This is a genomic window from Sinomicrobium pectinilyticum, from assembly GCF_003725735.1.
GTDB classification, from domain to species: domain Bacteria; phylum Bacteroidota; class Bacteroidia; order Flavobacteriales; family Flavobacteriaceae; genus Sinomicrobium; species Sinomicrobium pectinilyticum.
This window is the reverse complement of record NZ_RJTM01000170.1, coordinates 1-15,735: the sequence shown is the minus strand read 5'-3', so window position 1 is coordinate 15,735 and position 15,735 is coordinate 1. Positions and strand designations below refer to the sequence as shown.

Genomic DNA, 15,735 nt, shown 5'->3' with positions numbered 1-15,735 from the left:
TAAGGTGTATTTGTTCCTTTAACGTCCCGGATGCCCCGGTGACCACCATAGAAAAGATACTGACCGAAAAACTAAATGCTACCGCCAACTATATAGGCATGACTGCCTTTTATATGGAAGTCCCTGTGTTGCAGTAAAAATAAGGTATACCATCCGGGGCTCGCTTCCACCAGGCTCAAACGAGGACCGCGGCCTGCAAGACTTCGAAGAGCAGGGTAAGCCTCAGTTTCAGGTTTCGGGCGGCGGGGACCAGCAAAAACTATTCATAAATTTAAATATGTCTGTTTAGCTTTCAGTTGTGTGTGTTTTTGCTTGTTGGTAAGCGTTACAAATGCTTTTATATGTTAGATTCCCATTTCCGCGGTGCTCAAACGAGGACCATTTGGTTGCTAATTGATGTTTTTATTCTCAAGAAGTTCTTTTTTTAGCTGAATAAAATCTCCCCAATAAATGCTTCCTATCCAATAAGTACTTCCATCTTCTCTAACCTTTTCATATCCCCTCCAAAAAAACAGATATTTTCCATCGGGTGTCACGTGTGCGCCATTTTCCTGGAGTGCTGTATTTATCTTATTTCCCATGTTAATTGCTGTTCCCCATGAACCATCTTTCTGGCGAAAACTAATATACAAGTCGTTATCACCATATCCATCTTCTTTCTGAGCATCCCACATTAAATAAGATTCATCCGGGGCAATGAAGGGGTGGGCGATCCATTTTCCTGTGTTAATCTCCTTACTCACTTTTTGTGGCTCTTCATGTTTGCCGTTTATTAATCGTGAATAGCGAATAGTGCCTATCTTACTTGCCTCATCAAAATAGTATGTTCCTTTAGATGAAACCGAGAGCCCCATAATGCGGAAGTCTTTGAAAGGTGCTCCAAGGTTTTTTATATCTGACCAACCAGTGTCGGTTCGTTCCCGATATGTATTTCCACGGTACATAATATTACCATCCTTAGAAAAGAATGGGTGTATTATATCGGTCACAGTTTCGTTTCCCCAACTATGATTTTCATATCGAATAACAAGCGGTGTGCGTTTTTCATATTTTCCACCTTGCCTAACGAAATAGAACTCCTTCATATCTGGTGAAAACGTACCGCCAGCTTCAAAATACGCTTCTGTCGAAATAATGCCCGGGGCAAAAACTTCGGGAATTAAACCTGGTGGCTTTTGGCCTAAATAAGGGCTTTCTATAACCAGTGAATCACTGTTTTTTGTGCGTTGTTTTTTGGTATTGCACGCATTTAAAAATAGGGCCAATACAAGTATTGCAACTATAAAGTTGTTATTTCTCATCATTTTGTTAAATGTTTGGTAACGGTTTGCAAACTATGCACAGCCTCCTTTGTCTCTGTAGTTCTTGGGAACGCGATACAATCGCGCACGGGGGGCGTTTTTAGTTTATAATTCTTCTTGTTCATTATTCCGGTTTACAAATGGTCTGTAGCTATATGTCCGGGAAGGCTTTGCTGCCCGAATTGCTTCGATAGGGCTATATTATCTCTTCCTTTTCCAGGCTTTTAACCCTATAACATCATCCCTCACTTCTCTCATCCATTTCTTACCAAACGTGTCGGTCAGAAAATCAAAAACGGTTTCGTTATAGGCGGTCAACATTTTATCATCCGGGCCGGTACAGCCATATTCATAAAAAAAGATGCCATATTTCTTTTCAAATTCAGGGTCGGTTTCTACCATCACAGGGGCAATGCCTCCCATAAGCAACAAGAATGGAGTTCCGTTTTTTATATCGGATTCCGCCAGTTGCCTGGCTTTGCTTTCATCCGATACAAATGTCAACGACGATGGCCCGGCATTATGGCGTTGCTTCACAGCTTGTTCTTCCGGCTTTCCTAATACGGTTTGGTTGTTGTCTCCGGGCGTTTGCCCGAAAGTAGTCAAAGCTAAAAAGTACAGGAATACAGGAACGCTATTTTTCATTTAACATATTGCTTGGTACCCTAAATATACACAATTCCACTTTCCCGTGCCATGCATCCCCTTATATGCCCCGGGTAGGGTTAAGCTCAGCAAATTAAAGATGCCACCATGATACAATCGTGCGGCAGCGGGGTGTTTTAAAATTGCTTTTTTTACTCGTAACTGTCAGATCAAATCTTGACTAATTCAATTGAACAGTGTCTTAGATTGGGTAAGGCTACACTTCAGCGTATACTTTGTAAAGCGGGTTGGCCCTTCAATACTTCGTAGAGCAGGGCTGCGAAGTCAGAGACATTCTTCCTGTTCCATGCTTCCTACTTTCTCCTACCGTCTTAACAAGTCCTTTCCCTGGCGTTGCAAACGCCCGGAACGATAGGCACTCGTTTCCGCTTTGCTCAAACGAGCGCCAGCGGGAGGTTATGTGATGAGGAGGCAAAGAGTACTGCCTCAACGTAGCCTTTTTTGTATTGTTTTTTTATGGAAGGGCCGGAGAGCGAAGTTGCAAACCTGAAAAGAAGGGATGCCTACTTTACATGGTATATGTAAAACCCTTTTGCATGCATGATACGATGGGTGCTTGTTTTGAGCCCCGCTGAAACAAGGATTAGTAGGAGCAGTGCACATAAGACAATTACCGCAATAGTACTACCAGCCGCCACAGTTTTAAGGTTGTGAAATACCATGTTGCAAGGCCTTTCAGAGAGGAGCGTTACCTATTGGTCTGTTGTTTACCTAACCAATAGAGTGGGAAGCCGGAGACATTCACAGCGTTTTAAAATACTTCGTAAAGTAAGGATTTTTATAAGTCCTTCTATGGTGTGTTATAAACTCTGGTTACAATAGACCTTCATTTCCACATAGTTCAAACGTGGATTAGTTTAATACTTATATGTTCTTTTGGTGATAACACCTCGATTTTTATGATATTATGTAAAAGATGCTATTTAATAATTATTTTTGAATAGAAGTTTATAGAAAAGGGTTAATTGATTGACAAGATGGGAATACCAATAATAGACATATTTGCTGGTCCTGGAGGACTTGGGGAGGGTTTTTCTTCTCTTCTTGATGAAAATGGAGAACGGATTTTTAAAATTAAATTATCAATAGAAAAGGATACATATGCACATCAAACATTAAAGCTTAGAAGTTTTTTCAGGGAATTTAATGTTGGTAAAGTTCCTGAGGATTATTATGCTTTTGTAAGGGGAGAAATTACTATTAGTGAGTTATATAGCAGGTTTCCTGAAGAAGTTGCTTTAGCTGATTTGGAAACTTGTTGTGGAACATTGGGAGAGCCTGATGAAGGAGATGTCAATGCATTGACAAACGAAGAAGTCGATAATAAAATTCAGGATGCTTTGGGAGGTCGTGTTAACTGGGTTTTGATTGGAGGACCTCCATGCCAGGCATATTCACTGATGGGCAGATCAAGAAGACAGGAAAAAATACTCGATGAAGCTAAAGATAAAAGGGTTGGACTTTATAAAGAGTATCTGAGAATAATTGCTGTTCATCAACCTGCAGTTTTCGTAATGGAAAATGTAAAAGGAATATTATCTGCTAAAACAGAAGAGAACCAGATTTTCAGTAAAATTCTGGAAGATCTTTCTGATCCGATAGGAGCTTGTATTTCTGAAGGAGAAATAGAGGATAACAACCAGCGACATGTTCGTTATCGTATCTACTCTCTCACTCAGACCCCAAGGGATTATAACCCTGATGGTACCCCTGTTTTTAAGCATAATGACTTTATCATCAGATCAGAAGAATACGGGATACCTCAGAAAAGGCATAGGGTAATTTTATTAGGAATTCGTGAAAATATTCCGGTACCTGAACAAATTCTTCAAAAAAGTGACGAAGTTCCTCTTTCCTCTGTTATCGGAAACCTACCGGAAATACGAAGCGGCATTACCCGTAGTTTCACACATTTTACTATAGAGCCAGATAAAGAAGGAAAGTTGAGAAAAAAGAGACACTATGAGAGGATAAATGATTGCTTTGAAGAATGGTCAGCTTATATGGAGGAATTTAATAATCAGATTAATAATGTTCTTGGAATTGAAGCAGAACAATTGATACTTCCGGAGACTTTAGGTGAAGAGTTTATTGCTGTAGAAGATTATGATTTACCAGCAGATCATCCTTTGTTAAATTGGTATTCAGACAATAATCTTAACGGGATACTTCATCATGTATCGCGTAAACATTTACTTCAGGATATCAAAAGATATATGTTTGCGAGTCGTTATGCAGAATTGCATGGAAATTTCCCGCGTCTTGAAGATTACAGAGATGCCGGAGATGATTTAATGCCAGATCATGAAAATGCTGAATCTGGAAAATTTACAGATCGTTTTCGCGTACAGTTGCCGGACATTCCGGCTACTACAGTTACCAGTCACATATCCAAAGACGGGCATTATTTTATCCACTACGATCCGCAACAAAGCAGAAGTTTTACAGTAAGAGAAGCAGCCCGTGTACAGACATTTCCTGACAATTATTATTTCTATGGTGGACGTACAAAACAGTTTCACCAGGTAGGAAATGCTGTTCCTCCGTACCTGGCATATCAGATTGCAGAGGTTGTAGCTGAAATATTCGCTTTAATTCCAATAGTAAATAATGAAGCAGTTGAAGAAATTTAATATAGATGAAGCAGCTTCTAAGGGAATAGCATCAGAGGAAATCAAACTGTTTCTCAGTCAGAACAGTAATGGATTTCTATTTCAGAAAGTTGTCGAAAGGGCTCGCCAATACTCGGATCTTGCAATATATTATCTGGAAGCTTCTTATATCTGTGAAGAAATTGCGGTATTAGGAAAAGTAAAATCTTTTGAAATAGACTGGAAAAGTGGGTATCATCCTATTGCACAGTTCGTAATTGTGCCCAAAAAGTTAGAAGAATTACAAGAACTGCTGTACGAAATCAGTCAAGCCTTGGCTGGCGAACATCAAGATGAGTTTTGGTGGCCAGAAAGTCTCGAAGAATACCAAGAAAACATTAAAAAGAGGAAATTGAAGTTTCCGGAATTGGCAGATGATTATTTTGCGAACCTTATTAATGGAGCTTATAATGAATATGAATCTGATTATGATAACCCTGAAGAATTTCGAAGCAATATATTAAAGCAAAATCCTGAACATCTTTTCGGATTCTGGAAATGTATGTATTCAGATACAATACAACAAGACTTTTATGTCTCCAGTGAATCCTGGATAATCCCACCACAAAGTGATTTTAAAAAGATTCTAAAAAAGCATTCTTCAATAGAAAAATTTAGTTTTGATGTGGGAAGCTTATTTTCATTAAACGGTAATTATTTTGTCATTAGTAACAATTATGTATTAGCTATATCATTTACTTCCTTAGCTAAAGCCTATCAATGTATTAGTCATGTTTTTAATGAAGAAACATCATTTTATCAGCATCATAACTGGCTTTATCATTTTAATAATACATCTGAAGTATACATATCAGACTTTGCAGGTTTTATACAGTTTATAGTAAATGGATACAAAGTAATTCTTTGGGATCAGTATAAACTGAACTTTAACGAAATTAATTTACTAAATAAAGATGCAGCTATAATATTTCGAACTACATCAGCCTTAATAGGATTGAAAGAAAATATATCTTGTGACTGGTCACAAATTGATGATGAATCATTTGAAGAACTATGTTATGATCTTATATATTATAATCCCATATTTGATAATAAAACCATTAGAAAAATGGGAAAATCAAGAAGTCGTGATGGAGGAAGAGATATTGTAGTTTATACACAGGAAAGAATTGGCAATAAACCAGAGAAATTTATATTTCAGTGTAAATTAATTAAATCCAATAGTTCTCTGACCGCAACTAAGGTTCTTGATATTTCAGATATCATTGAACAATATGAAGCCGACGGATATGGAATTTTTACATCTGCAGTAATTGATTCTACTTTGTTCGATAAAATTGATAAGATAGCGAGTAGAAGACAATTAAAGACTGCCTTGTCTTCTAAATATGAACTGGAAAGAGATCTATCAATGCTGCCACAGTTGAAAGACAGATATTTTAAATAATTAAGTGATGGATGGCAACAGAAAACTGGCACATATTGTAGCATATTATTTATCAAGATTTGACAAAGTAGCGTTGTCTAATCTCGGATACAAGACAGATAAAGAAGCTTTCCATAAAACAGCAGAAGCCCTTGATATACTGCCTAATTATATTAAATTCAGACGTGATGAGTTTGATGTTGCCCATCCGCATCGTAAAGGATGGCACAAAAGACCCATGACTATGAGTATAATTAATACTATCAATGCCTTGCAGGATATTGATGAGCCTACTCTCCAAAGTATTGTTCTGGATATTCTGGCAAAAGATATTGAAAAGTCAGAAGATTTAGAGCTGCTTATGGCAATTCTACCTGAAGAAAAAAAGAAAAAACGGGTATATGTTCCAAGGAATATCACTGGAAAAAAGGCCGAAGAAATCTTTATGGAATGGTTCAAATCTGGTCAGAAAAATATTCCTCAGGGAAAAGACTTTATGGATATGAGAGACTACGGTTGTGGATACGATTTTCAGATTATAGTGTCTGATAGACAAGTTTATGCCATAGAAGTTAAAGGGTTTTTGGAAGATGAAGGAGGAATATTAATTACAGGGAAAGAATGGGAAACAGCGGGTATAATGAAAACCGATTATTATCTAGTTCTTGTCAGTAATATTGATAAAGTTCCGGTTATTACTGTTATTAATAATCCATATGAAAAACTCTCTCCTAAGAGAAATTTGCAGACTGTCATTCAGGTGAACTGGACAGTATCATCTACTGAAATCCGACAGCTTAAAACGAATTTATCATGATTACAGACTATTCAAAATATCCAACCGCTGATGCTGCACCAATTGCAGTTAATATGCTTGAATCGTTCAGAGCTGTGGGATATAGTATGGAAGCAGCTGTTGCGGACATACTGGATAATTCAATATCGGCAGGAGCAAAAAATATATGGATAGATTTTGATTGGAATGGAGCAGCCACCACATTTTCATTGAAAGATGATGGTTGTGGTATGACGAATGATGAATTGATTAATGCAATGCGTCCTGGTTCCAGAGACCCTAATGAAGAACGGGATGTAAATGATCTTGGTCGTTTTGGTCTGGGATTGAAAACCGCCTCATTCTCACAATGCAGAAAGTACACGGTCATTTCCAAAAAACAATCGAAAGAACCTGTTTTCTGGACATGGGATCTTGATTATGTATATCATCATGCAAAAGAGTGGAAACTAATAGCATCACTACCCAATGGAAACTGGCAAGAGCAAATTCAGAATTTATCTTCAGGAACGATTGTCATCTGGCAGGACCTGGATCATCTGTTGAAAGGAATAGCCGCTGAGAATCAAAAAGCTTATAACAAATTTCTTCAAACGATGGAACGTGTCAAAAAACATATCGCAACTGTTTTTCATCGATACATCGAAGGCAATAAAATAAAAATATTCTTCAGTGGCAGAGAAGTTGAGGCATGGAATCCTTTTCTGATACATCATACAGCAACACAGAATTTTCCTGAAGAGCCTCTGCACAATGGAAAGATTATAGTACGAGGTTTTGTACTACCTCATAAATCCAAACTCACGCCGGAAGAATTCAGAAATGCTGAAGGTGTAAGAGGCTGGAATGCACAACAGGGATTTTATGTATACAGGAATGAACGGATGCTGGTTAGTGGAGAATGGTTGGGGCTGTTTAGAAAAGAAGAACACTTCAAGCTCGCAAGAATAATGATTGACCTGCCGAATAGTCTGGACGGAGAATGGCAGATTGATATTAAGAAATCGGTAGCAAGAGCTCCTTTCGGACTAAAAGACAATCTGAAAGCCTATGCTTCCCAAGTAAAAGCTCAGGCTGTTGAGGTTTACAGGCACAGAGGTAAGGTTGTTCAACGGAATTCCGGAACTCAGTATTTTCAACCTGTATGGATAGAAAAACAAAAGGATGGGAAACGCTATTACGAGATAAATCAGGAACATCCTTTCATTACATCAATGGATATTAAAACTATAAAACCGCTTCTCAGATTGCTGGAAGAAACACTACCGGTTCCATTGATTGTTATCAATGAATCTGAAAACCCCGATTCATTTTTCAGACCGTTTGAAAAAATGGCAGCTTCTAATGAACTGAAAGAATTACTGAAAACAGTATATAAGTCATTATTGAATAATAATAATAACACCCCGGAGCAGGCAAAAAGCAGATTATTGCTGATTGAACCATTTAATGAATATCCGGAATTAATTGAATGTCTATGAGTAATTATCAACAGGCAAAAAATGTATGTATTACGATGCTTTCGGGATTAACCGAAAGTATGAATGCCGATTTAATAAAAAATACGGTAGAGAATGTAAATAAACTATTCTTTCTTCCTGCGCATGAACTGACAACTCTCCGTGAAGAACTGGAATCATTATATACTGTCTTTTCTGACCAATACCGTATACTGGACGCTGAAGAAGATAAAAAGAGAATTCCCTGGATAAAAAATGCAAAAGCAGAAATACCGTGGAAATTCTGGAATCGTTACAGAAGGTTGCTGGAACAAAAGAATTATGCTCCGGACACACTGAATAAAATGGACAATCTGACGGATGATATTCTTGACAGATTAATTCGCCCGGGAAGCAATATTCCTTTTGATAAAAGAGGATTAATTGTCGGTCATGTACAATCCGGAAAAACCGGAAACTATATTGGGTTGATATGTAAGGCATCGGATACCGGATATAGGTTGATTATTGTATTAGCAGGGATTCACAATACCTTACGTTCACAGACCCAGCTTCGTATTGATGAAGGGTTTCTAGGATTTGATACCCAGCAAGCCCGAAGTATAACTCAAACCACAAATAGAATCGGTGTTGGTAAGATTGACCCTAATCTGGTAGCACACTCTCTGACTACCAATGAAATTAATGGAGATTTCAATCGAAGGGCTTCTGAGACTTCAGGTATAAATATTCGTAGTAATGATCCAATAGTACTGGTCATCAAGAAAAATGCTTCTGTTATGAAAAATCTGCTGGGCTGGCTGGCAACCAGAGCAGAAACAATGGAGGATGGAAAAAAGCAGATCAAAAATCTACCTTTGCTGGTTATTGATGACGAGGCAGATAATGCATCCATTAATATCAGTAAAAACTATGTTTCAGGAATCAATGCCTGTATCCGTTCTATGTTGAAATTGTTTGAACAGAGTGCTTATATTGGTTATACAGCTACTCCTTATGCAAATATTTTCATTAAGCAATATACAGATGATGATGTCAAAGGACTTGATTATAACGTACATAATATACCTCTATCTTTAGGAAAAGACATTTTTCCAAAAAACTTTATTGTTAATATACCAGCTCCTTCTAACTACATCGGACCAGAAAAAATTTTTGGTATTGAGACTATTGAATCCATTGAAGATTATGACAACCCGGCCTATCCATTGATTGATTTAATAGAACCTGTAGATGACTATTTAAATTATATAAAGGATGGGCATAAAATGGATGATGAGAAACCTGATGAACTCCCGCCAAGCCTTAATAAAGCAATAAAATGTTTCTTTTTATCATGTGCAGCCAGAAGAGCCCGTGGTCAGGAAAAGGAACATAACTCAATGTTGATACACGTGACAAGGTTTATAAAATGGCAGGCTAGGATCGGCCGTTTGGTGGAAGAACAGGTAAAAACTTATGCACGTTTAGTAGAATTTAATGATAATGCATTCCTGAGAGAACTTGAACATCTATGGAATGAAGAATTTGTACCCATTACAAAAAATATTATAGCTAATCCAATGGTCAAAGATCCATCCATAAAAGAAATGTCTTGGATGGATATAGAATCTCATCTATATCCTGCGGTAGCTAAAATAGAAGTCAGATCTGTACATGGCGATACAAAAGTTGAGGGGCTTGAACATAAAAATATCCGGCCACTTGATTATTATGATAATAAAAATGGACTTTCTGTAATTGCAGTTGGGGGTAATAAACTTTCTAGGGGACTTACTCTTGAAGGTCTGACAATTACGTATTTCCTTCGTGCGTCAAAAATGTACGACACATTGATGCAGATGGGCAGATGGTTTGGTTACCGTCCAGGATATCTGGATTTGTGCAGATTATTTACGAGTAATGAGCTTATCCAATGGTATCAACATATTACAGTGGCTACGGAAGAAATGCGGGCTGAATTTGATAGAATGAGCGATCTTGATAAAACCCCAGCGGACTTTGGGCTCAAGGTAAGAACACATCCAGGATCACTTGTTATAACTGCTGCCAATAAGTTTCGTTATAAACATATAATGCGATTAAACTTTTCAAGCGTTTTGGAGGAAACATATACTTTTAAGAAGAATGATCCTCTGCATTTGGAAAACTATAACCATACATTAAAATTTATAAATGAGTTAGGATTTCCAGATCGAATACCTAATTCAGACCCAGCATTAAGAAATCATTTTGTTTGGATAAAACATAATAATAGCGATAAAATAATTGAATACCTTGATGGCTATAAAACAGATCAACTAAGTTTCAATACAGAACTCATAATTAGATTTATAGAAGAGCAACGAAAAAAGAATCTACTTATTAACTGGACAGTGGCTCTTATTAATAATACAACAACTAACAAGAAAACAAAAATTAATAATGATGTTGAAGTTGGATTGACAAGAAGAACAGATTCTAGTTCGAAAGAAAGCTACTATATGGTTAATAAATCTCATATTATAGATCCAAGACATGAATATATTGACCTGACAGATGAACAGATTGATAAGGCTTTAAATGAATCAATCTTTATAGCACGACGTTTTGATAGAGATGTTTCAAAAATAAAGTATCCCGCTCCTCTACAAATTAAAAGTAATCGGCCAGAAGAAAATGGTTTATTAATTATTTATTTTTTAGATCCTCAACCAGATGATAATAAGCCAAATCTTTCTTCTGTACCTATTATTGGTTTGGCTATTAGTTTCCCTGAAATGAAAGATGCATTCTCTTTAGAATATGCAGTCAACGAGCAGTTTCTAAAGGAGATATTGGATTATCCTGATGAGCTGGATGAAGAAGAAATTGATGATCCTTTGGTAGCCGAAACAGAAGAAAAAGACAGTGAAATGAAAGCATTTCTCCTTAGAAGGATGAGAGATAAAGAAAACTTCAATAAAGAATTTTCACTTGATTTTGAAGAAGGGATTAACATAAGTTACAGTAAAGAGTATAATGTAGGAGAAACGAAAACTGTTGCAGTACTGGAACCAACAGAAGACAGCGTTCCTTTAATCAGAGCAGAAGATATTAACAGATACTATACAAAACCTTATCCTGATTTTCAGGTCGTAAATGCAGGAGAGATACTGACAAAAAGGAAAAGTATCATAGCTCCTGTTATATATACTGATCAAAAGTTTACACTTTCTGATGGTGGTTTTGTTGCCGATAGTAATTGCCTGACTGTTCAAAGTTCAGAGCTAGCTTTGGAGTATTTACTGGCATTGTTCAATTCTGCACTTTTTGCCTTCTACAATATAGACCGAAAAAGAGAAAAAATGGAAATACTAATCAGAGAATTTCCGGTTGTTACTGACACTCAATATACAATAGCAATAATTGCCTTGGTAAAAAGTATATTACATCTTCAGCAAGATCAGGTATCAAGAGAAAAAAGGGTAATCAGTTCATACTTTATGAATGTTATGGATGTAGCTGTCTTTGAGATTTATTTTCCGGAAATATTTAAAAATAACCGCTTAAGTGTTCTTTCGGAATTAAGAAACCTCGAGCCATATAATAACGATATAGAACAAGTAAAAAGCTATTATCAGATACTGAATGCTCCGCAGAGTACTGTAAAAAAAGCAGTGTATGCCATAAATACAGTTCCTGAATTCAAACTTATTTACCAAACGCTGACGAATGAAAATTAAACGTATACATATCAGCAATTACAGGGCGTTCCTGGTAAATGGTGATCAGGAATCGTCACGTTATAAGATAGATCTCCCTAACGGAGAGAACTTACTGATATATGGTGAAAACGGAAGCGGGAAATCATCACTTTTTCGGGCTTTAAAAGATTTTTTTAATGCAGCATTAAATCCGCAACCATTTCAGAAAAACTTGTTTTATGAAGCAGGGAATACTTCGGATGAGCCCTTTATTGATATAGAAATTGATGATAATAGCCATCATAGGTTTTCCTCTGATGGTAATCAATACCTATTGGTTAATAATGAATCGGGCGGTAATACAAACTATATTACTCAGACAAATATTACCAATGGATTTATCAGTTATAGAGATTTGCTCAAACTACATTTCAGGCAGGATAATCAGGAACCCGATTTGGTTTCTTTATTTCTTGGACAAGATGGATTATTCTCAGATATGGTTGTTCCTGCACCGGCACAACCGGAAAATAAAATAGCTTATAAAAATCTCTGGGTTAAATGTGGAGGATTGGATCAGGAAGCTCTGACGGATTACAATACCAATGTTACAGCTCTTTTCGGAGAGCTTGAAACGAAAGCAAATATGCTGCTTGCTTTTTTTCACAAAGAATGCAGTTTGAAGATAGAATATACAGATGGGATAATAAATGATAACGCACTGAATCATCCAACAATATCATTTAAAGTGAAGCTTTTTGGTAAACACTTGCCAGAACATGATGATATGCTGAACGAAGCCCGTCTTACAGCTATAGCGATCTCTGTATTTCTGGCGCATCAACTATGCATTCCTCCTGCAGAATTAAAAATTCTTTTCCTGGACGATATCTTTATCGGGCTGGATATGACTAATAGAATTCCTTTACTGAAAATACTTACTGCGGATAATCTGGGAGATGGCAGTTCATTTAAAGATACTCAGATTTTCCTCACGACTTATGACAGAGAATGGTTTAATGTAGCTAAACCATATCTTGAAGGTTGGAAAAAAACAGAATTTTATGTAGATAACCATAGTCATGATATTGAACGTCCCTTTATACGCAAATCCGATACGTATAGAGAAAGAGCAGAGTATCATCTGACAAAAGGAGATTATCCTGCCTGTGCCAATTATCTGCGAAAGGCATTTGAAAAAGAGCTAAAGAGAATTCTTCCTGAAAATGTTTTATATCCAGATTTTAATGGTATATCGGGAGACAATAGTGTAATCGCTTTATCAAAAAGAAGTCTTTCAATTTCAGAAAATGATAATGCATGGTTTTATAAATTAAAAAAGGAAGAAGATACAGATGTAGATACTTTCAGATTTATCTCTTTACAACAAATGATAGATCAGTTTAAAAGCTTGGTTAATCAATATGGAATTCGATTTCCACTTATTGAAGAGCTGACTGGAATCAAAAACCGGTTACTAAATCCTCTTTCTCATGATGATCTGAAATCTTCAATATTTAAAACAGAACTCATTACTGGATTTAAAATTTTAGATGAACTTCAGAAAATAGTTTCAAAAGTCATATTATCTGTGAAAGATACTGAAGCAATTCAGATGTACAGTATTAAAAATGATTTCAAGAATGATAGCTACTATTATAGATTTGAATTAAGAAGTAATCTGAGGTACTTTCAATACGGTACTCATAAAATATTTTTAAATGCAGTTTTTCATACTCAATATAGAACAAGAGGATATAATTTTTCAAATTTTGAGATTTTAGAGAACAATTATTCCTCTTTGGAGAAATTGTGCCGATCTATATTTCATATTTCAGCAGAACCCAACACATCATATACTTTTTATGAAAATTTTATGTTCGATGAAATTTACACTGCTGAAGGAAAAAAAATATCTGAACTGATTTAATTATGGCACAACAGGAACTCAACCGGTTTTATACCGAATTATTACAGGATATTCGGTCAGAACAGCTTTCAAATGAAGAAGGAGGTTCATTAGAGCAGTTATTTACTACTCAGGCAATTGCTCTTTTGTCGGAAGGAGGAGAAACTGCAGATGTCAGGATTTCTTTCCATGAAAGTATCGTGCCAAGAAACCGTCATAAAATAAATGCTTATGCTATTGCTGATAATTATGAAACCCTCGATCTTTTTGTTACAGTATTTAAGTGTACGGAAGAACCTTTACGTATACAGAAATCAGATATTGATAATGCAGCAAAACGATTACTTTCCTTTTTGAAAAAAGCTGATAATAGAGAATATGCAAATAGCCTGGAAGAATCATCTGAGATATTTGACTTTGCACATACTTTAAATGCGTCAGCAGAACTAAGGGAAAACCTAGTAAGAATAAATATATTCATCTTAACCGACGGCATTTATAACGGGGAGATTCCTTCACAAAAAGAATTGAATGAGATTCCTGTTTTTTTCAGAGTGATTGACCTGAATTATCTCTTCAATATTTCAGAAAAAGAATATATCCCTATTGAAATTGATTTTGAACAGGACGGTTTTGAAGTACCATGTATTAAAGCGGATATAAATAATCCTGAATATCAGTCTTACCTGGCTTTAATCCCTGGACATGCACTTGTCTCCGTTTATGAGCAATATGGAGCCAGACTCTTAGAACAGAACGTGAGGTCTTTTTTACAATTTACTGGAAAAATAAATAAAGGAATACGAAATACTATCCAGAAAGAGCCACACATGTTTCTGGCTTTTAATAATGGTATTGCAGCCACTGCTGACGATTTAAGGCTCAAAAAGACAGAAAAGGGATATTTGATTGAATCTGTAAAAGATCTCCAGATCGTAAATGGAGGGCAGACAACAGCATCTATATATCACACATGGAAGAAGGATAAGGCGGATATAAAAGATATTGTAGTCCAAGTCAAATTGAGTGTTATAAAAGACAAGAATAATTTTACAGAAATAGTCAGCCGTATCGCAGAGTATGCTAATACTCAAAATAAAGTCTCTATCTCAGATCTTAGTTCCAATACACCATTTCATGTTGAACTTGAAAAACTATCCAGAAATACATGGGCTCCCCCTGTTAGCGGTAAATCACATCAGACAAGATGGTTTTACGAAAGAGCGAGAGGTCAATATAGAAATGCAAGATTAAGAGAAGGGACAACAAAATCTAAACTGAAGGCATTTGACCTAAAAAACCCTAAAAATCAATTTATTACTAAAGAGCTTTTAGCCAAGTATATTAATACATGGAATGAAGTGTATGTTGATGACAAGATGGTTATTGGACCACATATAGTTGTTAGAGGTAGTCAGAAAAATTATGCGCATTTTATTGCATATAATATTACCGAGGATCTAAGTAATGCCTATTTTGAAGATGTAATTGCAAAGACTATTTTATTTAGAACGGCGGAAAAACTATACGGTATAAAACCGAATTCTATTGGAGACATGAGATATATTACAGTTCCTTATACTCTTGCACTACTATCTGTTAGAAAAGGCTCTCAAATAAATCTATTTGATATTTGGAGAAATCAAAGAGTATCTGAAGAATTGAGTGGTATAATTTATAGTTTAATGATTCAGGTAGAACAGTTTATAAAAAAGAATGCACCTGGAGCATTATATGGTGAATGGGCTAAAAAAGAAGAATGTTGGTTAAGGTTGAAAGAATGTTTATTCAATTGATTTATATGTATTATTATTGGTAGTTTTCCAATATCGAAATCACTGGATATCTCGGAACAATTTGTGCCAGTGAAAACGGTTGGTTAGTGCCATGCGTTTCGGTT

General features: G+C 36.1%; 9 protein-coding genes. 7 read left to right on the top strand and 2 right to left on the bottom strand.

Features of this window, described 5'->3' with window-relative positions; all coding sequences use genetic code 11:
* Window positions 1-389: 389 nt before the first annotated feature.
* On the bottom strand, window positions 390-1,304 hold the full coding sequence (locus tag ED312_RS21720; RefSeq protein WP_123218128.1) for a hypothetical protein: 915 nt from the start codon (window positions 1,302-1,304) through the stop codon (window positions 390-392).
* A 198-nt stretch (window positions 1,305-1,502) separates the two neighbouring features.
* Window positions 1,503-1,946, bottom strand: coding sequence for an FEKKY domain-containing protein (locus ED312_RS21715; protein ID WP_148044347.1), 444 nt, complete (start codon window positions 1,944-1,946; stop codon window positions 1,503-1,505).
* Between the two features lie 998 nt (window positions 1,947-2,944).
* Between ED312_RS21715 and ED312_RS21710 the strand changes: the two genes are divergently transcribed.
* Genes ED312_RS21710 through ED312_RS21680 form a run of 7 tightly spaced genes read left to right on the top strand, consistent with a single transcriptional unit; the run spans window position 2,945 to window position 15,631 of the window.
* Entirely contained in the window at window positions 2,945-4,600 is a 1,656-nt protein-coding gene (locus ED312_RS21710; RefSeq protein WP_123218126.1) for a DNA cytosine methyltransferase, read from the top strand.
* On the top strand, window positions 4,578-6,026 hold the full coding sequence (locus tag ED312_RS21705; RefSeq protein WP_123218125.1) for a hypothetical protein: 1,449 nt from the start codon (window positions 4,578-4,580) through the stop codon (window positions 6,024-6,026). Before ED312_RS21710 ends, ED312_RS21705 begins: the two co-directional genes overlap by 23 nt.
* A gap of 7 nt (window positions 6,027-6,033) precedes the next feature.
* Window positions 6,034-6,822 carry a DUF3883 domain-containing protein gene (locus ED312_RS21700; protein ID WP_123218124.1) on the top strand — a complete coding sequence of 263 codons (789 nt, stop codon included), beginning with the start codon at window positions 6,034-6,036 and terminating at the stop codon, window positions 6,820-6,822.
* Window positions 6,819-8,282: an ATP-binding protein gene (locus tag ED312_RS21695; RefSeq protein ID WP_123218123.1), complete on the top strand. Its 1,464-nt coding sequence runs from the start codon at window positions 6,819-6,821 to the stop codon at window positions 8,280-8,282. The genes ED312_RS21700 and ED312_RS21695 overlap by 4 nt, the downstream gene beginning before the upstream one ends.
* The gene (locus tag ED312_RS21690; protein ID WP_170164592.1) at window positions 8,279-11,965 is read left to right on the top strand and encodes a Z1 domain-containing protein; all 3,687 of its coding nucleotides are present in this window, start codon (window positions 8,279-8,281) and stop codon (window positions 11,963-11,965) included. The genes ED312_RS21695 and ED312_RS21690 overlap by 4 nt, the downstream gene beginning before the upstream one ends.
* A complete protein-coding gene (locus ED312_RS21685; protein WP_123218121.1) occupies window positions 11,955-13,856 on the top strand; it encodes an AAA family ATPase in 1,902 nt (633 codons plus the stop codon). The genes ED312_RS21690 and ED312_RS21685 overlap by 11 nt, the downstream gene beginning before the upstream one ends.
* A gap of 2 nt (window positions 13,857-13,858) precedes the next feature.
* Complete coding sequence (locus tag ED312_RS21680; RefSeq protein WP_123218120.1) at window positions 13,859-15,631, top strand: AIPR family protein; 1,773 nt, start codon at window positions 13,859-13,861, stop codon at window positions 15,629-15,631.
* Window positions 15,632-15,735: the final 104 nt, after the last annotated feature.